Annotated in this window: 19 protein-coding genes, 1 tRNA gene and 1 pseudogene; 7 read left to right on the forward strand and 14 right to left on the reverse strand. The window is 59.4% G+C overall.

What is annotated here, in order from left to right; all coding sequences use genetic code 11:
- Nucleotides 1-46: 46 nt before the first annotated feature.
- Entirely contained in the window at nt 47-1672 is a 1626-nt protein-coding gene (locus tag B0G73_RS30840) for a methyl-accepting chemotaxis protein (protein ID WP_106284958.1), read from the reverse strand.
- Between the two features lie 198 nt (nt 1673-1870).
- Entirely contained in the window at nt 1871-2686 is an 816-nt protein-coding gene (gene dinD, locus B0G73_RS30845) for a DNA damage-inducible protein D (RefSeq protein ID WP_106284933.1), read from the reverse strand.
- 287 nt (nt 2687-2973) lie between these two features.
- On the opposite strand from dinD, the gene B0G73_RS30850 reads away from it, so the two are divergent.
- The gene (locus B0G73_RS30850) at nt 2974-3300 is read left to right on the forward strand and encodes an ecotin precursor (protein ID WP_106284934.1); all 327 of its coding nucleotides are present in this window, start codon (nt 2974-2976) and stop codon (nt 3298-3300) included.
- A gap of 88 nt (nt 3301-3388) precedes the next feature.
- Here the strand turns inward: B0G73_RS30850 and B0G73_RS40710 are convergent, their stop codons facing one another.
- From B0G73_RS40710 to mnmE, 3 genes are all read right to left on the reverse strand, one after another.
- Nucleotides 3389-3550, reverse strand: coding sequence for a hypothetical protein (locus B0G73_RS40710; RefSeq protein ID WP_012434883.1), 162 nt, complete (start codon nt 3548-3550; stop codon nt 3389-3391).
- A 233-nt stretch (nt 3551-3783) separates the two neighbouring features.
- Complete coding sequence (locus B0G73_RS30855; RefSeq protein WP_106284935.1) at nt 3784-4998, reverse strand: integrase arm-type DNA-binding domain-containing protein; 1215 nt, start codon at nt 4996-4998, stop codon at nt 3784-3786.
- 175 nt (nt 4999-5173) lie between these two features.
- Entirely contained in the window at nt 5174-6568 is a 1395-nt protein-coding gene (mnmE, locus tag B0G73_RS30860) for a tRNA uridine-5-carboxymethylaminomethyl(34) synthesis GTPase MnmE (protein ID WP_106284936.1), read from the reverse strand.
- A 369-nt stretch (nt 6569-6937) separates the two neighbouring features.
- Here mnmE and B0G73_RS30865 point away from each other — a divergent pair, with 369 nt between their 5' ends.
- The gene (locus tag B0G73_RS30865; RefSeq protein ID WP_106284937.1) at nt 6938-7351 is read left to right on the forward strand and encodes a transcriptional regulator; all 414 of its coding nucleotides are present in this window, start codon (nt 6938-6940) and stop codon (nt 7349-7351) included.
- 136 nt (nt 7352-7487) lie between these two features.
- Here the strand turns inward: B0G73_RS30865 and yidC are convergent, their stop codons facing one another.
- From yidC to rpmH, 4 genes are all read right to left on the reverse strand, one after another.
- The gene (yidC, locus tag B0G73_RS30870; RefSeq protein ID WP_106284938.1) at nt 7488-9146 is read right to left on the reverse strand and encodes a membrane protein insertase YidC; all 1659 of its coding nucleotides are present in this window, start codon (nt 9144-9146) and stop codon (nt 7488-7490) included.
- 30 nt (nt 9147-9176) lie between these two features.
- Nucleotides 9177-9407, reverse strand: coding sequence for a membrane protein insertion efficiency factor YidD (gene yidD, locus B0G73_RS30875; RefSeq protein WP_007180115.1), 231 nt, complete (start codon nt 9405-9407; stop codon nt 9177-9179).
- Between the two features lie 106 nt (nt 9408-9513).
- Nucleotides 9514-9999: a ribonuclease P protein component gene (locus B0G73_RS30880; protein ID WP_106284939.1), complete on the reverse strand. Its 486-nt coding sequence runs from the start codon at nt 9997-9999 to the stop codon at nt 9514-9516.
- A gap of 23 nt (nt 10000-10022) precedes the next feature.
- Complete coding sequence (gene rpmH / locus B0G73_RS30885) at nt 10023-10157, reverse strand: 50S ribosomal protein L34 (RefSeq protein WP_004198824.1); 135 nt, start codon at nt 10155-10157, stop codon at nt 10023-10025.
- 392 nt (nt 10158-10549) lie between these two features.
- Between rpmH and dnaA the strand changes: the two genes are divergently transcribed.
- From dnaA to B0G73_RS30910, 5 genes are all read left to right on the forward strand, one after another.
- Entirely contained in the window at nt 10550-12190 is a 1641-nt protein-coding gene (gene dnaA, locus B0G73_RS30890; protein ID WP_219907295.1) for a chromosomal replication initiator protein DnaA, read from the forward strand.
- A gap of 220 nt (nt 12191-12410) precedes the next feature.
- Entirely contained in the window at nt 12411-13514 is a 1104-nt protein-coding gene (gene dnaN / locus B0G73_RS30895) for a DNA polymerase III subunit beta (RefSeq protein WP_007180118.1), read from the forward strand.
- Between the two features lie 114 nt (nt 13515-13628).
- Complete coding sequence (gene gyrB, locus B0G73_RS30900) at nt 13629-16100, forward strand: DNA topoisomerase (ATP-hydrolyzing) subunit B (RefSeq protein WP_106284941.1); 2472 nt, start codon at nt 13629-13631, stop codon at nt 16098-16100.
- Between the two features lie 190 nt (nt 16101-16290).
- Nucleotides 16291-17166: a restriction endonuclease gene (locus B0G73_RS30905; protein WP_106284942.1), complete on the forward strand. Its 876-nt coding sequence runs from the start codon at nt 16291-16293 to the stop codon at nt 17164-17166.
- 95 nt (nt 17167-17261) lie between these two features.
- Nucleotides 17262-17612, forward strand: coding sequence for a hypothetical protein (locus tag B0G73_RS30910; RefSeq protein WP_106284943.1), 351 nt, complete (start codon nt 17262-17264; stop codon nt 17610-17612).
- A gap of 478 nt (nt 17613-18090) precedes the next feature.
- Here the strand turns inward: B0G73_RS30910 and B0G73_RS30915 are convergent, their stop codons facing one another.
- The 5 genes and pseudogenes from B0G73_RS30915 to B0G73_RS40955 all read right to left on the reverse strand — a co-directional run.
- On the reverse strand, nt 18091-18894 hold the full coding sequence (locus B0G73_RS30915) for a DUF3883 domain-containing protein (RefSeq protein WP_106284944.1): 804 nt from the start codon (nt 18892-18894) through the stop codon (nt 18091-18093).
- Entirely contained in the window at nt 18894-19502 is a 609-nt protein-coding gene (locus B0G73_RS30920) for a hypothetical protein (RefSeq protein ID WP_181196680.1), read from the reverse strand. The genes B0G73_RS30915 and B0G73_RS30920 overlap by 1 nt, the downstream gene beginning before the upstream one ends.
- Nucleotides 19503-19545: 43 nt before the next feature.
- Nucleotides 19546-19914, reverse strand: a pseudogene (locus B0G73_RS41930) (DNA methyltransferase); the annotation flags it as partial.
- Between the two features lie 62 nt (nt 19915-19976).
- A tRNA-Ala gene (locus B0G73_RS30930) sits at nt 19977-20051 on the reverse strand.
- 296 nt (nt 20052-20347) lie between these two features.
- Nucleotides 20348-20655 (reverse strand): hypothetical protein (locus tag B0G73_RS40955; RefSeq protein WP_106284945.1); only part of this gene is annotated, 308 nt, incomplete at its 5' end.

Consider the following 20655-nt stretch of genomic DNA (forward strand, 5'->3'; position numbering starts at 1 on the left):
TGGATGGGCGTACGGGTATCGGTGTCCGGCGGCGCCGCGTGGCGCGTCAGGCCGTCACCTTGAAGCGCGACACGCCGGTGCGCAGACTGTTGGCGACGTGCGTCAGATCGTCGATCGCCTGGGTCGACTGGCGCAGCGACTCCGCCGTCTGCTGCGCGGCCTCCGAGAGTTGCGTCAGCGCCTGGGTGATCTGCTCGGCGCCGGTGGCCTGCGTCTGCATGCCCTCGTTGACCATCGAGAAACGAGGCGCCAGTTGCTGCACCTGCTGGATGATCTGCGTGAGATGGCCGCCGACGTTCTGCACGTCGAGCATGCCGCGCCGCACTTCTTCGGAGAACTTGTCCATGCCCATCACGCCGGCGGCCACCGCGGACTGGATTTCCTTGACCATCTGTTCGATGTCGTAGGTCGCCACGGCGGTCTGATCGGCGAGGCGGCGAATTTCGGTTGCCACAACCGCGAAGCCGCGGCCGTATTCGCCGGCTTTTTCCGCTTCGATCGCCGCGTTCAGCGAGAGCAGGTTAGTCTGGTCCGCAACCTTGGTGATGGTGGCGACGACCTGATTGATGTTGCTGGCCTTCTCGTTGAGGATCGCGAGCTTCGCGTTGACCGAGCCGGCCGCTTCCATCACGAGGCGCATGGTTTCTTCCATGCGCGCGAGACCGGCGTGACCGGTGCCCGCGAGCGCCGCCGACTGGCCGGCCACTTCGGACACTTCGTTCATGGTGCGCAGCAGATCGCGCGAGGTCGCGAAGATTTCACGCGACGTGGCGCCGATCTCCGTGGTGGTAGCAGCAGTCTCGTTCGCCGTGGCTTGCTGTTCGCGCGAGGTCGCGGCGATTTCCGTCACAGACGTGGTCACCTGCACCGCCGATTTCTGCGCCTGGCCGACCAGCGCGGTGAGTTCGTCGGTCATGCGGTTGAAGCCCGCTTCGAGCGCGCCGATTTCGTCCGCGCGATTCAGTTGCAGACGCTGGGTCAGGTCGCCCGTGCGCATCACGTCGACGACGCGGAGCACTTTGGCCATTGGCGTAGTGACCGCGCGCAGCAGCCAGTATCCGGCCAGCACGGCCGCGATAGCGGCGAGCAACAGCATGACGAGCAACACTACGCGGGTTGCCTCGACCGAATTGCGGATGCTTTCGGCGGCTTTGTCGGCTGAGGCTTTGTTGATTTCGACCAGTTTGCGCACCGAGAGGCGGCCCGCTTCCCAGATCGGCGTCAGTTGTGTGTTGAAGACGCGCACGGCGTTCTCTTTCGAGCTCGGCAGAGCATTCAGCAGCGCCGCCTGGATCGGCAGGTACTGCGTGTGTTGCTGGCGGAAGTCGTTGAAGAACTCACGATCGGTGTCGCGGAAGATGGTCGCGCCGTAGTCGCCGAACAGCTTCTGCAGCGTTTGCTCGGTCTCCTGCAAACGATCGGTGTCGCGCTTGATGGACTCGGGGTCCGCGTCCACGTAAATGAGGCGCTGTGTGACGGTGTAGTTCTCGAACCAGGCCGCGCGCATCGCAGTCGCGTAGTAGAGGCCGGGCATCGAATCTTCCTGCTGGCTCTTCGCGTCGCGGTCGATGCCGCCGAGCTGCTCGAAAGTGACGATCGCCATTGCCAGCATCACGATCAGCACGATCCCAAAGCTGCACAGAATTCGTTGCCGGATGGTCCATTGTTTCACGCGCACGCCCCTTACTTTTTCGCTTGTCTCGACCCGTGCTGTCGATGTGGTCCGACCTGCTATCGACGGGCTGGAAAAGCTTTGCGGGTTGTCAGAACTATCCGACAGGTTATGCGGCGAATTTTACATTGATCGGTGGAATGGGGTAGCGGGGTATCGCCCTGGCGCGCACGGGGCGCGCATGCAGCGTACGCTGAATCAGCTTTGGGACTTCTTGGTATCGCGCGTGATCTGCCGGATGCTTGTCTCCGGTGTCGGCAACGCTTCTGGCATGGTTCCACCAAGTTCACGGATGGTGTCGCGGACTTTGCCGCCCACCTCAAAATGCGTCTGATTGGCTTGCCGCTTGCCTTGCACACCGTCGCGGCGCAATTTCTCCTCCGTTTGCGTCGCGCGGAAAAGATTGGCGGCTAGCTCGGTGCTGCCCATATGGTCGAGAATCTTCTGACTCTTTTTCAAACTCTTGCGCGCGTGGATGTCTTTCGCGCCCAAGCCACCATAGAGGCCGCGATAGCCGTGATCCTGGAAGACTGCATAATCGAGTGTGGTTTGGACGCCGGCACTGCGGGCGGTTGCGCTTAGTTTCTTGTTGTGAAGAGTGAGTTCACCGCGCAGCATCAGGCGACGCTGATCCTCCACCATACTGGCAAAAGCCTTGCCGTCACCGATTTCCTGACGTCTGGTCTGAATCGCAAAGTATGTTTGGCCGTTTGCGATGACGGGCTTCGACGGATCACCATTCTGTACGACGAGATAGCACGCATATCGCGAGAGGCGGAAGTCTTCGACCGTGCGTTGCGCGCCGGAGCCGAGGCCGACCATTTTTCCCACTTGGGAAAAATGGTCGGAAACGCTGTGGCCCGAGCGCTTGCACGCCTCGCTTGCCTTCCCGATGACGCGCCTGAACTTGTCCCACGTTGCATATTCGAGAAGCGGCTGAAGCTCTCGCGCTGACCAGAACTCGACATTGTGTTCGCTGAATTGCTTGATGCCGTCGAAAGTGTGATTCGTCATAGTGGCCCCCTTGGTTCGTTACGTGGACAGCCGTGCCGATGCGTGACATCCGGCAACCTCACATCGATTTTATGAACGGGGCTTCGACTAGGCCATCAGACACCGGAGATCAACGCGTCAGGATTATCGTCGGCTGAAGCAGTGCTTTCCTACGCCGGCAGGCAACGTGGGCCGCCGTGCACCGATGTACCGCGTTACACGGGTAATGTCCCGTTACCACTTGCAGCATCTATTTCTGCGCGCGCCCGCCACAATCCGTTCCATGCCTGAACGGCGAGGAGTCAAACATGAAAAAGATCGCAGTGGCGTTGGTGATGGTGGGAAGTCTGAGCGTGGCCGGGCAAGCATCGGCGCATGGCAATGGCGGCGATGTCGTCGGTGCGCTGATCGGCGGGGCCGTGCTCGGGGCGGTGGTGACCTCCGTGCTGAGTCCGGCGCCCGTGGTGGCTTACCAGCAGCCCGTGTACGCGCAGCCGGCGTATCAGCCCGCGCCGGTCTATGCGCAAGCGCCGCCGGGATACTGCTATGACCAATACCAACAGGCCTATGTGGCGTGCGGTGCGCCACCGCCGCCGGCTCAATACGGCTATCCGCAGCCCCAGCCGGGTTGGTAATCAATCGCAGAGCGCACGCATGGTCGTGCGCGCCCACAGACAAAAAGGCCGTCGTGTTACGCGACGGCCTTTCCATTTCAAGCGCGACTCAGTGCCTGTGATGCAACCACTCCGCATAGTGCGTGTCGAGCCAGCGCTCGAGTCTTTGAGGCTTTGTCTTCTGGTGATAGTGGGACGCGGCCCAGATAGCAACGCCGACCAGCAACATGACAGCAGGCCCCAGCAAATAAGCGATCAACGATTCAGACATGGGAGCCTCCGTATCGAGTTGCGTCCACGCTTCAGTTTAGGCGATGAAACGCGGGAGAAAAGGTCCGCGTGTTGCGATTGTGGCCGGCGGCTTAGCGGCGCCTTATCGCTCACTCTTGAAACCTAGTAAAAAATAGAATTTCTTATTTCGAGCAGGAACTTGGGTTGGATGCGAAGTGATTTGTGTACCAAAAAACCGCATGTTTGGAAGGCGGGGCGCCCGACGAGGTAGCTTCAGGGCGTACTGGTCGCAACTCTACGCGCGCCTTCGATCTGTGCATCCACAAAATCCGCCCACCGCTGCATAAGCCATCGCTGCCTGGCTGCGTTGGCCGCGCTCGCACCTTGCTCGATACGCTCGGGCGCCGCCGCCGTGTTTTGGTCGAGCGCGTCTGACGATTGTGTTATCTCGCGCAGATGCGCTGCTGCGGTGCGCCGGAAGTCATGCAGGACGAAATGCTCCACGTCCAGGCCGAGCGCCTTGACCGCCTGGTTCAGCGTACTTTTGGCGATCGGCCGATCGTCGCCCCTGACGCTCGGGAATACAAACTTTCGGCTGGCCCTGGCGTGGTCGAGTTCGCGCAGCATAGAGACTGCCTGCTGCGAAAGCGGCACGCGCTGATCGCGGTCTTTTTTCAGGCGTGCCGCGGGTATCGTCCACATCGCCTTGTCCAGATTGAATTCGGCCCACGTCGATTCGATCAGGTCCGACTTGCGCACCATCGTCAGCACCAGCAGATGCAGCGCCAGCTTCAGAGGACGGCGAATACTCGACGCGTCGATCGAACGAAACATCGCGCCGATCTCGTCGCCCGAGAGCACGCGGGTGCGGCTGTCGAAAGTGGCGATGGAACGCGCCGGCACGACCTCGGCCGGATTGCTGGCCGCGAGTTGCCGGGCGATCAGATATTCGTAGAGACGCTTCACCACGTTGCGCGTATGCAGCGCCATTTTCGGCGAACCGCGATTCTTGATTCTCTCGCATATCGCGACGATGTCGTCGGCGGTCACCGCTTCGATCCGCATGTGGCCGATGGCGGGCAAGATGTCCTTGTCGAGCGCGCGCCGCGTGGTGCGGCGGTATTCCTCTGACTTGCCGGCCATTTCCGTGGCGAGATAAAGCTCGGCGGCTTCGCGCAGGACATCGGCTTTGCTTTCCGCGCCGCGGTCGCGCCGAGCCGTGGCGACCGGCGAAATGCCTTGCGCGACCATCTCCGCATACTTCTGCGCCTTGGCGCGCGCGACACGCAGCGAGATCATCCGGTAGTCGCCGATGGTGGCGAGCGGTTGGCGTTTGCCGTTCAACGAATAACGGAAGCGCCAGATCTTGGTGCCGGTCGTCATGATTTCGATGACGAGGCCGTTGCCGTCAGCGACGCAATAGCGGGTGTCGCGCGGTTCGAGAGCGCGAATCTGGGCTTCGGTGAGAGGGACGGCTAGGCGGGGCATGTTCGGATCGCGGGTATTCGGACATCGGTGATTTTAAAGCCTTTGGCTGCTGTGTACCAAAGATTTGGCGATTTTTGGGTCAACGGAGCCTAGCTTTGACGTCCGCGAATCCATGCCTCGAATTACCAGAAAGGCTTTTGAAGTGGGATCGGGCAGCCGAAGCGCAGACACTCGCTCACTTCCCAATACAGAACCTGCTAAAAATTACTCCGAGCAGATCATCCGAACTGAACTCACCGGTGATCGAATTCAACTGATCCTGCGCGAGCCGTAGTTCCTCGGCGAACAAATCAAGCGCCTGCGAGTTTTGATCGGCGTGCGCGGCCGCAGTCGCCAGATGCTCCTCGGCTGCGCGCAATGCAATCAGATGCCGCTCGCGCGCCAGGTACACGCTTTCCGCTCCCGCCTGCCAGCCGGCGATTCGCAACAGTTCGTCGCGCAGCAGCGCGACGCCGTCGCCCTGTTTCGCCGACAGTCGCACTTCGCTCAGTTCGAGATCCGCGTCGAGCGCCTGTGCCGCTGGCGCGAGGCCGGTCAGGTCCGTCTTGTTGAGCACGCGCACCACCGGCACGCCGCCCGGAAAGCGCCCGGCAATCGCATCGTCTTCAGCCGTCATGCCGGTGCGCGCATCGAGCAGATGCAGCACCACATCGGCGCGCTCGATTTCGCTCCATGTGCGTGCAATGCCGATTTTTTCGACTTCGTCCTCGGTATCGCGCAGGCCGGCTGTGTCGATCACGTGCAGCGGAATGCCTTCGATCTGAATCGTCTGCGCGACCTTGTCGCGCGTCGTGCCAGCGATCGGCGTGACGATCGCCAGCTCCGCGCCGGCCAGCGCATTCAGCAGCGATGATTTGCCAACGTTCGGCTGGCCGGCCAGCACCACCGAGAGCCCTTCGCGCAACAACGCGCCCTGCCGCGCTTCGCTCAGCACGTGCGCGAGACGCTCGCGTATGCGCGCGAGCTTGCCGCGGGCGTCGGCGGCTTCGAGGAAGTCGATTTCTTCTTCGGGGAAGTCGAGCGTCGCTTCCACCAGCATGCGCAGCGTGATTACGTCTTCGACCAGCGCGTGAATGTCGCGCGAGAACGCGCCGTCCAATGAGCGGCCCGCGGAACGCGCGGCGGCTTCGGTGCTGGCCTCGATCAGATCGGCGACGGCTTCCGCCTGCGCCAGATCCAGCTTGTCGTTGAGGAAGGCGCGCCGCGTGAATTCGCCGGGCTCGGCGAGGCGCAGACCGAACGCGCGGCCGGCGTCGATGCAACGTTGCAGCACGAGTTGCAGCACCACCGGACCGCCGTGGCCTTGCAGTTCGAGCACGTGCTCGCCGGTGTAGGAGTGCGGCGCCGGAAAGTACAGTGCGATGCCGCGGTCGAGTGCGTTGCCGCTCGCGTCGAGGAACGGCACGTAGCTGGCGTGGCGCGGCGCCAAAGTCTGGCCGGTGAGGGCCTGCATCAGCGGCTGGGCCGCCGTCTCACCCGCGCGGCCGAACGAAATCCGCACGACCCCGATTCCTCCCCGGCCGGGCGCGGTGGCAATGGCGACGATCGGATCGGAGTCGGTGGTGAGCATAAAAAGCGTGGCAGAAGCAGAGAGGAGGGGAGGGCGCCGCCGGTCAGCGCGGCGCGAGGCATTGTAACGCGGGTGCATTCGGTGCCCGTGTCGCGGCGCTCTTGTTGATGGCGGAAGCTGACTTATTCCGACGGTTGGGATTTATCTCAAACGAGCTAGGATTGCTACTGCGTTCCTTGAGAATAAATGAGAAGTTGTAGGACGGCGAAGTCACAGACAGGCACGCTAGACAAGGAAAACACCAAAATTCTACAAATTCGGCAGACCCATTACCCGAAGCGCCTCGCAAGCTAAAACTATCTCAAATACGCTAAAACTAAACTCGTCCGGTTGTCAACTGTTTGAACGTTGAATTGCACAATCCGGCCCATGCCGACCAATAGAGAAAAAGCCGCCTTCGCCAAACGGTTGAAGGACCTGCTGGAGCCGCTGAAGATCCGCGGCGGGACCAAGCTCGCCGAGCAATTCAATCTTCGCTATCGAGGCGAGCGGGAGGTCACGCCGCAAACCGCTCATAAGTGGTTATCTGGTACGACGATTCCTAAGCCCGATAAGTTGCGTACGTTAGCCGAATGGCTGAACGTGAAAGAGCATTGGCTGCATTACGGACCGTCGCCGGGCGTGAATGCGAGGCCGCTGGCGCGTGGCGAGAAATATCCGCCGTCGCCGGAAACGATCGAACTCGCTTCCAAGATCGAGTCGCTCACACCGAAAGACCGCTTTCTGGTTCAGGAGATGATCGTTCGCTTTTACGGTGAAGACGCGGAGTCGGGCGAGGAATAAGCGCGGCATTGCGCGACGCGTTTGCCGCGAGCAGTAAAAAAAGCCGCCCGGTTTTGCACCGGGCGGCTTTTTTTACTGCTGCTAACAGAGCTTTAGACGACGGCGGGCGCTTCCGCCCACCTCCGGCAAAACATCATCAAGCCGCTTTTGCCTTCGTCTGCCCCATCATCCGCGTGATGTAGTACTGCTGGGCTATCGACAGCACGTTGTTCACAACGTAGTACAGCACCAGACCAGCCGGGAAGAAGAAGAACATGACCGAAAACGCGATCGGCATAAACATCATCATCTTGGCTTGAACCGGGTCCGGCGGCGTCGGGTTCAGCTTAGTCTGCAGGAACATCGAAACGGCCATCAGCACCGGCAGGATGAAGAACGGATCCTGTTGCGACAGATCGTGAATCCACAGAATCCACGGCGCGCCGCGCATTTCCACCGACGACAGCAGCACCCAGTACAGCGAGATGAACACCGGAATCTGGATCACAACCGGCAGACAGCCGCCGAACGGATTGACCTTCTCGGTCTTGTACAACTCCATCAGCGCCGAGTTCATCTTCTGCGGATCGCCCTTGAAGCGTTCGCGCAGCGCTTGCATACGCGGCGTGATCGCCTTCATGCGCGCCATCGACTTGTAGCTCGCAGCCGACAGCGGGAAGAACACCGCCTTGATCAGCAGCGTGAGCAGCACGATCGACCAGCCCCAGTTGCCGACATAGCTGTGGATCTTTTCGAGCAGCCAGAACAGCGGCTTCGCGATGATCGTCACCCAGCCGTAGTCCTTCACCAGTTCCAGACCCGGTGCGATGCCTTCGAGCATGCGCTCTTCTTCCGGACCGGCGAACAGCTTGGCCGACACGTCGACCGTTTGGCCCGGTGCAATCGTCGCCACCGGCTCCTTCACGCCGACGCGATACAGCGCCGGATCGATCTTCTCGACGTAGATGTCGCGCTTCACGCCCTGCTGCGGAATCCAGGCTGACGCGAAGTAATGCTGGACCATCGCCACCCAGCCGTTGTCGGCCGAGGTCGCGTAATCCTGCTTGTTCTTGTCGATGTCGCCGAACGTCATCTTCTGGAAGTGATGCTGATCGGTGTAGACAGCCGGTCCGATGAACGTGTGCGAGAAGCGCGGCGTTTCCACCGGCTGATCGTCACGCACCAGTTCCATATAGACCGACGGGCTCACCGGCGTGGTGCCGACGTTCTGAATCTTCGTGTCGACGCCGATCACATAGCTGCCACGCGTGAACGTGTAGGTCTTGATGACCTTCACGCCACCCTTCACCGGCGACTCGAAGCTCAGCTGGAACGACTTTTCGTTGCCCGTCAGATCGTGTTGCTGGTTCGGCAACGGCGTGTAGATGTCGTTGTGATTCGGGAAATCGCCGCCGAGCAGGCCCGTGCGCGCCAGATACGTATGGTTCGCGGTGCGGTCGAACAGCGTGATGACGAGATCGGGCTGCTTGCCGTCGCCTTGCTTGACGAGCGACAGCTTCGACAGCGTGCCGCCGCGAGTGTCGATTTCGCCGCTATAGACGTCGGTGTTGAACTTGATCAGTTGCGATTGCGTGGCCGCCGGCGCGTTGCCCGGTGCGGCTGCGTTCGTGGCCGGCAGATCGGCGGGCTGGGTTCCCGGCGTCGTGGTTCCCGGTGCGGCGCTACCGACGGTCTTGGTCGGCGTGGCGCTCGGGAAGAACATCGACGGGCGTCCGTGGTCGCGTTGCCAGTTGTCGAACAGCATGACCGCTGACATGAAAAAGATGACCCATAGGACGGTGCGTTTGATATCCATGCGTTGTCTCAGTGTCGATGGAACGGCGCGTCAGCGCTTTTCAGAAGTGGGAGGCGGGACGAGATCGATGCCGCCCGCGGAAAACGGGTGGCAGCGGCAAATACGCCTGGCGGCGAGATAAGTCCCGCGCGCGGCGCCATGATACTGGATTGCTTCGCGCGCGTAATCAGAGCAGGAAGGGTAAAAACGGCACCGGTTGCCGAGCATTGGGCTCACGGCAACCTTGTAGAAACGCAATAAAGCGATGAGTACCGTTTGCATGGCTGGTGCGGCCGGACGGCGCCGCGCAACGTGGAGTACCGGGCGACGCCCGCGCAGCATGGCTGCCGGAGCGGCCTGAACTGCAAAGCGGGCGGTCACTTGAGCGTCATTCCGTCTTGGGCGCTTCCGCGGGCGGCGCCTCGCGACGGGTCACTTCGCGCGCTGCCTTGTCGAGCAACGCCTCGATTTCGCTGCGGCACAGCGCCCTCAACGGCGGCGACGAGGCGCTCGGCAAAGCCTTCTTGTCGAAGCGCGTGTGCAAACGCAGCAGCACATCCCAACCGCCGAATTCCGCGCGACGCAGCCGGAAGGCTTCACGCGCGATTCGACGTACCAGATTACGCGTGGCCGCGCGCGGCGCATACTTCTTGCCGATCACGAGGCCCAGGCGAGCTTCGTTGCCGGTGGGCCGGCCGTACACTACAAAGTGCGCGGTGCGGCGCCACGGGCGCAAACGAAAAACGGATGAAAATTCATCCGTTTTCAGCAGCCTTGCGGCTTTGGGGAAGGCGGCTTGCGCTCGCAACGGAACCGAGCCCAGTTGCTGCGCCTCAGCCGTTCCCGCCTTACCGCGGGCTTCACTGCCCGGCATAAGCGTCGCGTGCAACGCCTGCCTTAGATGGCGAGGCGCTTGCGGCCCTTCGCGCGACGTGCGTTGATGACCTTGCGGCCACCTGCGGTCTTCATGCGAACGCGGAAGCCGTGGGTGCGCTTGCGACGGGTAACGGAAGGTTGGTAAGTACGTTTCATGTTGCTCTCACTTGATCGAAAAATAACCGCGCGATCATCGCTGAAAGCGCAATGGCCGGTGGTTCACTGAATTGGTTTTCGCGGAACCCGCTATTTAAACCGGTTTTTCGTTGACCGTCAATAGTTTAGCCTGGTTCGGCCCGGCCCCATGAGGAGCCAGCCTTGTGATCCGTCCCTGTGGATAACTCCCTTGCGGGTCCGTTTTGGCGTTAGAATCTCGCCTTACTTCCCAAAAATCCTGCACGCCGCTCCGGCTCGCTCGTCCCGCAAACCCTTGTGGCACAAGCGCCTGGAGCCATTGCGCCTGGTTAGTCTCGCTGCTCAGGGCCTTGTTGCGTGCGCGCGACAGGGGCAGCGGCAACCGCCGTGCACACCATAACGACAGCAACTCGATGAACGATTTCTGGCAACACTGTTCCGCCTTGCTGGAGCGTGAGCTCACGCCCCAGCAGTACGTGACGTGGATCAAACCGTTGGCCCCGGTCGCCTTCGACGCCGCTGCGAACACGCTTAGCATCGCTGCGCCGAACCGTTTCAAGCTCGACTGGGTCAAGAGCCAGTTCTCCGGCCGCATCGCGGATATGGCGCGCGATTTCTGGCACGCTCCCGTCGACGTCCAATTCGTGCTCGATCCGAAAGCCGGCATGCGCGCCCCTGCGGCAGCCGCGCCGGCACCGGCATCTGCGCGTCCGGCCTCCGCGCCTAGCTCGATGGGTGGTAGCGCCGGCAATGGCGCTGCGGTGGACGCAGCCGTCGGCGCCGTGCAAGCGGCGCAGGCCGCACGCGCCGCTGGTATGAATGGCGCGAACAACGCGATGGCCAACCTCAATGCGAATGCCCGCGCCGCAGCTGAACACAACGCGAACGCGCGCGCCGCGGCCGCTGAAGATTCCGCCGACCTCGATCTGCCCAGCCTCGATGCAAACGAAGCCGCGGCCGCCCGTCGTACGTGGCGGCCGGGCCAAAGCGCGAGTTCGAGCGGCAACAGCGGCGAAAACGACTCGATGTACGAGCGTTCCAAGCTGAACCCGGTGCTGACCTTCGACAACTTCGTGACCGGTAAGGCCAACCAGCTGGCGCGCGCCGCGGCGATTCAGGTCGCGGACAATCCCGGCATCTCGTACAACCCACTGTTTCTGTATGGCGGCGTCGGCCTCGGCAAGACTCACCTGATCCACGCGATCGGCAACCAGCTTCTGATGGACAAAGCCGGCGCACGGATCCGCTACATCCACGCGGAACAGTACGTGTCCGACGTGGTGAAGGCGTACCAGCGTAAGGCGTTCGACGATTTCAAGCGCTACTACCACTCGCTCGACCTGTTGCTGATCGACGATATTCAATTCTTCTCAGGCAAGTCGCGCACGCAAGAGGAATTCTTCTACGCGTTCGAGGCGCTGGTCGCGAACAAGGCGCAGGTGATCATCACCAGCGACACGTATCCAAAGGAAATTTCGGGTATCGACGACCGGCTGATCTCGCGCTTCGACTCCGGCCTGACCGTGGCGATCGAGCCGCCCGAGCTGGAAATGCGCGTCGCGATTCTGATGCGAAAGGCGCAATCCGAGTTCGTGAGTCTGAATGAGGACGTCGCGTTCTTCGTCGCGAAACACTTGCGCTCGAACGTGCGTGAACTCGAAGGCGCGCTGCGCAAGATCCTCGCGTACTCGAAGTTCCACGGCCGCGAAATCACGATCGAAGTGACGAAAGAAGCGCTGAAAGACCTGCTGACGGTGCAGAACCGGCAGATTTCGGTGGAAAACATCCAGAAGACCACGGCTGACTTCTACAGCATCAAGGTCGCGGACATGTATTCGAAGAAGCGTCCCGCGAACATCGCGCGGCCGCGGCAGATCGCCATGTATCTGGCGAAGGAGCTGACCCAGAAGAGCTTGCCGGAAATCGGCGAGCTGTTCGGCGGACGCGACCACACCACGGTGCTGCACGCGGTGCGCAAAATCGCCGATGAGCGCAGCAAGGACGCGCAACTGAACCACGAACTGCACGTGCTGGAGCAGACGCTGAAGGGCTGAGCGGTCTGTCTGGAAAAAACGACCTGTTTATTTCCAAACTCGCCCCCATTTTAGTGAGGCGGTTCCGTTTTCAGGCACAATACAGGTTTAACCGCCCGGCGGCCGCGGGCGGCTTTCACGCCGTGACAGGCGCTGCGTGGCGCCGGCGGGGAGTCGTGGCTGCGCGCGGAAAAGCTTACCTGGCAAGGCGCGCAGGCCGTTATATCAACGAAGGAACTCTATGCAACTGGTCAAGACCGAACGCGATAACCTCCTCAGGCCGCTGCAAACTGTGAGCGGCATCGTCGAACGCCGCCATACGTTGCCGATCCTCGCCAATTTGCTGATTACCAAGAACGGCCCTGACGTGTCGTTCCTGTCGACCGACCTCGAATTGCAGATCACGACGCGTGCGGATTTCGGCGTGGGCGGCGATTCGGTGGCGACCACGGTGGCAGCGAGAAAGCTCCTCGACATTCTGCGCGCCATGCCCGACGGGCAGGTCACGCTCACGCTGAACGACAAGCGTCTGACCGTGCAATCCGGCAAGAGCCGCTTTGCGCTGCAAACGCTCGCCGCGGACGAATTCCCGACGGTCGCGCAAGCTAAAGACTACGGCGCGAACCTCGTGGTTCCCCAGAAGACGTTCCGCCAGTTGCTCGGCATGGTCCATTTTTCGATGGCCCAGCAGGACATCCGCTACTACCTGAACGGCATGCTGCTGGTGGTGGACGGCGACCAGTTGATGGCGGTCGCAACGGACGGCCACCGTCTGGCGTTCTCGTCCATGAAGATCGAAGGCTCGTTCCAGCGTCAGGAAGTGATCATTCCGCGCAAGACAATTCTGGAACTCCAGCGTCTGCTGGAAGACATCGACGACACGCTGAAGATCGACATCGCGCAGACGCAGGTCAAGTTCACGTTCGGCCAGGTCGAACTGGTGTCGAAGCTGGTGGAAGGCAAATTCCCCGACTTCCAGCGCGTGATTCCGAAGTCGCACAAGAATCAGTTCGTGATCGGCCGTGAAGAACTGCAGCGTTCGCTGCAACGCGCCGCGATTCTGACCTCGGACAAATTCAAGGGCGTGCGCTGCATTATCGAGCCGGGCCAGTTGAAGATCATGTCGACCAACGCCGATCAGGAAGAGGCGCAGGAAGAACTGGAAATCGCATACGACGGCGACAGCGTCGATATCGGGTTCAACGTCACGTATCTGCTCGACGTGCTCGCGAACCTGAAGGTCGACACGTTGCAAGTGAGCCTGGGCGACGCCAGCTCCAGCGCGTTGATCACGATTCCCGAGAACGACGAATTCAAATACGTCGTCATGCCGATGCGCATCTAACGCGTCCAACACCAAAGAACACACCAAGGGGCGCAGTGCCCCTTTGGCGTTTTTATGGTGATTTGAAAAGTCCCGAGCAGCAACCTTGCAGCAACGCAGAACCGGAAAAAATCCATGACTGAAACGAACAATTCGCAACCCGACAACAGCTACGGCGCATCCTCGATTCAGATCCTCGAAGGTCTGGAGGCGGTGCGCAAGCGGCCCGGGATGTACATCGGGGATACATCGGACGGGACCGGTCTGCATCACCTCGTATTCGAAGTGCTGGACAACTCCATCGACGAAGCGTTGGCGGGGCATTGCAACGACATCCAGGTGATCATTCACGCGGACAACTCCATTTCCATCACCGACAACGGCCGCGGCGTGCCGACCGGTCTGAAGATGGACGACAAGCACGATCCGAAGCGTAGCGCCGCTGAAATCGTGATGACCGAGTTGCACGCTGGCGGCAAGTTCGACCAGAACAGCTACAAGGTGTCCGGCGGCCTGCACGGCGTGGGCGTGTCGTGCGTGAACGCATTGTCCGCGTGGCTGCGTTTGACCATTCGCCGCGACGGCAAGAAGCACTTCATGGAATTCCACCGTGGTGTGCCGCAGAACCGCATTATCGAAGAGATCGACGGCGTGGCTGTTTCGCCGATTCAGGTTACCGGCGAGACCGAGAACCGCGGCACCGAAGTGCACTTCCTCGCCGACGAGACGATTTTCGGCAACATCGAATATCACTACGACATTCTGGCCAAGCGGATTCGCGAACTGTCGTTCCTGAATAACGGCGTGCGAATCAAGCTGACCGACCAGCGCACCGGCAAGGAAGAAGATTTCGCGTTCGTGGGCGGCGTGAAGGGCTTTGTCGAGTACATCAACAAGAACAAGTCCGTGCTGCACCCGAACATTTTCCACATCAGCGGCGAGAAAGACGGCGTGGGCGTGGAAGTGGCGATGCAGTGGAACGACAGCTACAACGAAAACGTGCTGTGCTTCACGAACAACATCCCGCAGCGTGATGGCGGGACGCACTTGACCGGGTTGCGTGCGGCGATGACGCGCGTGTTGAACAAGTACATCAACGATCACGAAGTCGCGAAGAAGGCGAAGGTTGAGACTTCTGGCGACGATATGCGTGAAGGGTTGTCGTGCGTGTTGTCGGTGAAGGTGCCGGAGCCGAAGTTCAGCGCGCAGACGAAGGACAAGCTGGTGTCGTCGGAAGTGCGCGCGCCGGTGGAGGACGTGGTCGCGAAGGCGCTCGAAGAGTTTTTGCTCGAGACGCCGAATGACGCGAAGATTATTTGCAGCAAGATTGTCGATGCGGCGCGCGCGCGAGATGCGGCTCGGAAGGCGCGTGAGATGACGCGTCGCAAGGGTGTGCTCGACGGCGTGGGCCTGCCTGGGAAGCTGGCTGATTGCCAGGAGAAGGATCCGGCGAAGTCCGAGATTTATATCGTCGAGGGTGACTCGGCAGGCGGGTCAGCGAAGCAGGGTCGCGATCGGAAGTTTCAGGCGATTTTGCCGCTGCGCGGCAAGGTGCTGAATGTGGAGAAGGCAAGGTATGACAAGCTGCTTTCTTCGGAGCAGATTGTCACGCTGATTACGGCTCTTGGTTGCGGGATTGGTAAGGAAGACTACAACCTCGATAAGCTGCGTTATCACCGCATCATCATCATGACCGATGCTGACGTTGACGGTGCGCACATTCGGACACTGTTGTTGACGTTCTTCTATCGGCAGATGCCGGAGATGATCGAGCGTGGGTATATCTATATCGCGCAGCCGCCGCTGTTCAAGATCAAGGCGGGTAAGGATGAGCGGTATTTGAAGGATGAGGCCGAGGTTAATGCTCACATTCTGAAGCTGGCGCTGCAGGGGTCGGAGTTGTTGGCTTCTGAAGGGGCTACGCCGATTACTGGCGATGCGTTGGGGGAGTTGGCTCGGGCTTATTTGCTTGCGCAGGGTGTTGTTAACCGGTTGAGCCGGTTGTATGACGCTGGGGCGCTTGAGGCTGTGATGGATGGGATTGCGATCGATCTGTCCAGCGAGGAAGCGGCTGATGCGTCGGCTAAGGCTCTGGAAGCGAAGCTAAGGGATGATCCGTTGAAGCCTGAGGTTAAGGTTACGACGATGTATGACCCGGTGAGGGAATTGCGCTCGCTGCGGGTTGCGCGGACGCATCACGGGAATCAGAAGATTTCTGTGTTGGATCAGGATTTTCAACTCACTGCTGACTATCAACAGCTGATCAATACCGCTAATACGTTTAAGGGGTTGATTGGGGTTGGTGCTGTCATTAAGCGTGGTGAGCGGAGTATGGCTGTTACTGATTTCAAGTCCGCTATGAAGTGGTTGTTGGCTGATGCTGAGCGCAATATCTCGAAGCAGCGCTACAAAGGCCTGGGCGAGATGAATCCTGGGCAGCTTTGGGAGACTACGATGGATCCGACTGTGCGTCGGCTGCTGAGGGTGCAGATTGAGGATGCTATTGCGGCTGATGGCATTTTCACCACGCTCATGGGGGATGATGTGGAGCCGCGGCGGGCTTTCATTGAATCGAACGCGTTGAGGGCGGGGAATATTGATGTTTGACGGCCGTTACTGAGACAAACGCACGAGTTGAGAATATAGGACCCTTAAGTTGAGAAACTTATGGGTCTTTTTCATTGGATCGGACTCCGCGCCAGTCCCGCTGAAGCAGTTGTACTACGAAGAGGCGAATTGGTCTGACCTCGGATCGCTCCATGAACCGGGGGCTCCGAGTTTTGGGATACGCACATAGATGGCAAAAGAAAAGAAAGATATTGCTGCAATATTTCGCTACATGGGACCTGCGTTAGACGCACTTAGGACTCTCGGTGGGTCCGGCACCCCAGACGAAGTCGTGGAGCGTATTGCGCAAGACCTCGATCTTTCAGATGAGGCACAAAATGAAGTCTTGCCATCAGGCGAAGGACGTTTTCGCAACCGGGTGCGATGGGCACGGCTTTACCTCGTGCGAGAAGGGCTTGTTGACTCGTCCCAACGCGGAGTCTGGGCGCTCACCGACGCCGGACGTCACACGAGTCTTTCGATTGAACAGGCACGCGGCGTAGCTACAAAGTGGAACCGCATTTTTGGAGAAGAGCGGCGAGCGAGAGCAGGCGGCGCAGAGCCTATGTCAGCCGAAGGTTCAGAACCCGCCGGTGCGGTCACAGGTGACTATCGCTACGAACTCATCCAGATACTGAAGAATCTGCCCGCATCGGGATTTGAACGGTTGTCTCAACGACTTCTTCGCGAGGCGGGCTTTGTGCAAGTGGTCGTAACCGGAAGCAGTGGCGATGGAGGCATAGACGGGTATGGCACACTGCAAGTTAACCCACTTGTCTCGTTTAAAGTCCTGTTCCAATGCAAGCGCTACGCGAAGTCGGTGTCGCCGTCACAAGTTCGTGATTTTCGGGGAGCAATGTCGGGGCGAACCGACAAAGGCATCATCATCACGACCGGCACATTTACGGCGGAATCGCGTCGCGAGGCAGGCCGCGATGGTGTCCCTCCAATCGAACTCATTGATGGGGAAAAGCTCGTCGACATGCTAGAACACTTGGAACTGGGATTAAAGCCCGTACGAACTTTTGTCGTCGACGCGCAATTTTTTGACGAATTCAAGAGCTAGCCAGGTGATTGGCGGATGGCCTCCCTGAAAAATTGCTGCCGCTGGAATCCGAGAATCCAGACCAAGCATTTCATCAATGCTTTGGAGCTTGAAACATGGCATACATCAGTCAGCAGGGCATCTATTGGCGCGCCGAAATCCGTCGACGTGGCTACAAGCCCGTCTACCGCACGTTCGACACCAAACAACAAGCGCAGCAGTGGGCTCGTTGGGTAAAAAGCGAGATGGATTCCGGCCTGTACTTCGATCGTTCAAAGTCCGAGCGCATCACCTTGACCGAAGCGCTCGGACGTTACCAGCGCGAGATCGCCCCTGAAAAACATCATCCTTATCAAGACGAACGCCGCTCAGCGGGCCGGGCAGAAAACACCGTGCGCCTCGAACTCCAGACCATCAGCCATCTCTTCGAGATAGCGCGCAAGGAATGTGGGGTATGGAAGGCTTGATGAATCCCCTAAACAACGTTCGCAAGCCGTCAGGCAGCCAACCACGAGACCGGCGCCTTCGAGTCGGTGAATTCGAAAAACTGCATGAGCTATTTTCGACAAGTGGCAACCCATATGCCGCACCGGCGTTCGAACTTGCAATCGAGGCAAGTCTCCGTCATGGTGCGCTGTTCAGTGTGCGATAGGAGTGGCTCGACGCGGGTAGCCAGATGCTCAGATTTCCGCCCGATGCGCGAGGTGTTGAAAACAAGGGCGTTCCCACCGTGCTCCCCCTGTCAAACCGCGCGATAGATATATTCCGCCACCATGCGGCGATCGCCGAAGGCCCCGAAGTCAGGATTGCGAGATTGCATCAAGGCCCGGATACTGGCTTGACGTAACACCTCTCGCAAACGTATATAGACGCTGGATGAAGGCGACGCCAAGCTTTCTGGGCATATACGCTGGGCAAAAAGCCATCGAAAAAGTTTAAGGCGATCTATGCGAGCCTAATTTCTACGTTTTCCCACTTGCCTGCACCGTTGTTCGTGGGAATATGATTTCTGATCTCATTCACAGTGTAAATAGCAAGCGCTTGGTTATTAAGATTCCAAAGGTGGAACTCGAAGGAGGTTCCGTATTGCTCCGCCGTTTTCCATTCGTTGCGTGACAAGATCATGCTCGGAGGATCTGCGTGAGTCGTTTTCACTTCGATCAGACGGCTCACCTCGTTTCCGTCATGCCGCCCGTAGGAGAGTATGTCATACCCCACGGTATTGTCCTCGATCGCGACCCACACGGGAGTCCGCGAAATTCTTTCACGCTGCAAACGAGTATTCTCGTATGCGAGGGAAAGGCGTTCGCCTTCCCGACCTTGTGCAAGCAGACGGGCATCACGGTCACCACGATTGGCGGATGCCAAGGCATCCCACCAATTCGTAGCCCGCGCGTCAGAGCCGAGAAGCCCTGCAGACCGCAGGCATTGCACGCCGTTAACACCCATCGCCTGAAGCACATGGTTACGGCCTGCAGGTGCGAGCCGCGCCCAAATCGGGGATCGGTCGGCAATGATGGCCTCGATCGCGGCCGTAAAAAAGGACTCCACCGACGCCACAATCTCAAGCGGAATTCGCTGCTCTATATGCGCCCCGGCATCGTAATCATGGGGATAGAAATCAGCTCGGATGGATCGGACTGTCGCTACGATATCCAAGGGGCTTAGCTCAGGATTCTTTTCGCGAAAGGTCCGTATGAGATAGGCCGCCTCGAAAGCGCTCATCGCCAAGATGCGGTCCTCGTTCACTATCCGCCCTCGTTTTCATTGAACTGGGCCCGGCCCTCCAATTCCTCAATCAGATCGACAATATCCTGGAGATCGACGTCGTAGTCGATCGGCTCTTCTGCGTTTTCCTCGTCCAGGGCAATCTGATGCAGATCTCGATCGTCAAGAAGCTGCTGCATTGCCCTGACCTTGGTTGCCAACCGCCGACTGACCGAATGATCAATACACCCGAGCCCTTGAGGAGCACAGGTTTGAAAAATGTGGACGTTGGTGATTTCGTTCGGGTCCAATCCGAGACGATGGATGCGATCGATCGACTGCAGATAATGCGTGCTGACATAACTGCGGTCGAGATACAAAGCTTCATGGCAAACGGTATGGAGGCTGATCCCTTCGCCGGCAGCGGCCGGATTTGCAATCATGACCATGCAATCATCGTCTTGATGGAAGCGCAAAAGCCTGCCTTCGCGTGTACTGGGATCAGTGGGACTGCCCGAAGGCACGGCTCCGTAGAGAGCGACCGGGTTGAGGTCCGCTAGCATCAACAGCATCTGTTCGATATTGTCGGTGAAAATTGTCCAGATTACTGACTTCCGACCATGTTGTGCCAGCTCGCGTGCCTTGGCCACGACGGCCCGCATTTTCGGCGATGGGCCGTCCTCGACAACCTGACCAGATGATGCGGTTTCTTAGCTGCAGGCCGTGATCCTTGAAGATACGATATAAGATCATATCGAGAGGAAACACCTCGCCATCGTCAACATGGTTTCCGACTTGCCAACAAATTGAACCAGTCGGGTGGAGCAGCCGGACAGCCTCTGCGATGGTAGCGGCTTGGTTTTCGATGTATACGTCTAACGACGTGCGTTTTTCGTACTTCTTGCCAATATTATAAGGTGGAGAAGTGACGATAAGATTCATGCTACCGTTTTTTAACGATCGCATAAATTCTAGATTATCCTGACACTCAATAACCGCCTTTGTCCGGCGTATCGGAACGACATTTTCAGGCTTTAGCAGTGCACTTTGTTGGCGAGACATGGTATCCGATTCACCGTCCAAATAAAAAAACGGCCTGGCGGGCCGGTTTTCAGTAGAATTCGTGGTGGAGAGGAAGAGGATCGAACTCCCGACCTTCGCATTGCGAACGCGACTCTCTCCCAGCTAAGCTACCCCCCGTTGGTAATTAAAGTCTACCACAGCCTGCTTTTATGGGGACACGGTTCGTGGCCCAGCGTGAAGGCTTGTTCCGATAGGGTCGCCTGCGTGCCGGTGATCCGAAAAACATCATCTGCCGGCAAGATTGCTGCACCATTCGACCGACGAGCGGGTCGAGCCCGTTTGCGAGCGTGCGAGCCCAGTGGGCCCACGTGTCTCGCTCGCCGTCAAACGCGCGTCCTGCCACCGCATCCGTTGATGACAGTACTTCTGCAACATACGCGCGGATCTGCTGTGCCTGCTGCCGGGCGGTGACCTAGACCAAGCAGACGGGCAACGCGATCGCGTTCGGCCCGTAGGTGCGCTTCGCGATCCCGCCGTTCAGTTTCTTTCTGCTCCCGACGAGCCTTTTCGACCTCCCGTCAAAGCTGCGCCGGGTCATCCAGTACGAAAACGCTCGCACTTTCCGGTACTGGCGTTCGCCGGCCAGCACGATCGCCACATCAATTTCCCGCAGCCAGTTTTCTATGTAAGCGTGGCACCAGCAACGTCTTGACTGGAGATCGTGATGTTCAGCCTGGGGTGCGGAGCTGCTCTGCGATGGCCCACGGTACGAGTTCATCG

The organism is Paraburkholderia sp. BL25I1N1 (assembly GCF_003002025.1).
GTDB lineage: Bacteria > Pseudomonadota > Gammaproteobacteria > Burkholderiales > Burkholderiaceae > Paraburkholderia.

What these genes read in the sequence shown, in the direction of transcription:
- dnaA (WP_219907295.1), top strand. Translation starts at nt 10,550, where the DNA reads ATGAACGATTTCTGGCAACACTGTTCCGCCTTGCTGGAGCGTGAGCTC.
- B0G73_RS30850 (WP_106284934.1), top strand. Translation starts at nt 2,974, where the DNA reads ATGAAAAAGATCGCAGTGGCGTTGGTGATGGTGGGAAGTCTGAGCGTG.
- B0G73_RS30855 (WP_106284935.1), bottom strand. Translation starts at nt 4,998, where the DNA reads ATGCCCCGCCTAGCCGTCCCTCTCACCGAAGCCCAGATTCGCGCTCTC.
- B0G73_RS30865 (WP_106284937.1), top strand. Translation starts at nt 6,938, where the DNA reads ATGCCGACCAATAGAGAAAAAGCCGCCTTCGCCAAACGGTTGAAGGAC.
- gyrB (WP_106284941.1), top strand. Translation starts at nt 13,629, where the DNA reads ATGACTGAAACGAACAATTCGCAACCCGACAACAGCTACGGCGCATCC.
- dinD (WP_106284933.1), bottom strand. Translation starts at nt 2,686, where the DNA reads ATGACGAATCACACTTTCGACGGCATCAAGCAATTCAGCGAACACAAT.
- yidC (WP_106284938.1), bottom strand. Translation starts at nt 9,146, where the DNA reads ATGGATATCAAACGCACCGTCCTATGGGTCATCTTTTTCATGTCAGCG.
- mnmE (WP_106284936.1), bottom strand. Translation starts at nt 6,568, where the DNA reads ATGCTCACCACCGACTCCGATCCGATCGTCGCCATTGCCACCGCGCCC.
- B0G73_RS30905 (WP_106284942.1), top strand. Translation starts at nt 16,291, where the DNA reads ATGGCAAAAGAAAAGAAAGATATTGCTGCAATATTTCGCTACATGGGA.
- B0G73_RS30910 (WP_106284943.1), top strand. Translation starts at nt 17,262, where the DNA reads ATGGCATACATCAGTCAGCAGGGCATCTATTGGCGCGCCGAAATCCGT.
- dnaN (WP_007180118.1), top strand. Translation starts at nt 12,411, where the DNA reads ATGCAACTGGTCAAGACCGAACGCGATAACCTCCTCAGGCCGCTGCAA.
- B0G73_RS40710 (WP_012434883.1), bottom strand. Translation starts at nt 3,550, where the DNA reads ATGTCTGAATCGTTGATCGCTTATTTGCTGGGGCCTGCTGTCATGTTG.
- B0G73_RS30880 (WP_106284939.1), bottom strand. Translation starts at nt 9,999, where the DNA reads ATGCCGGGCAGTGAAGCCCGCGGTAAGGCGGGAACGGCTGAGGCGCAG.
- yidD (WP_007180115.1), bottom strand. Translation starts at nt 9,407, where the DNA reads ATGCAAACGGTACTCATCGCTTTATTGCGTTTCTACAAGGTTGCCGTG.
- rpmH (WP_004198824.1), bottom strand. Translation starts at nt 10,157, where the DNA reads ATGAAACGTACTTACCAACCTTCCGTTACCCGTCGCAAGCGCACCCAC.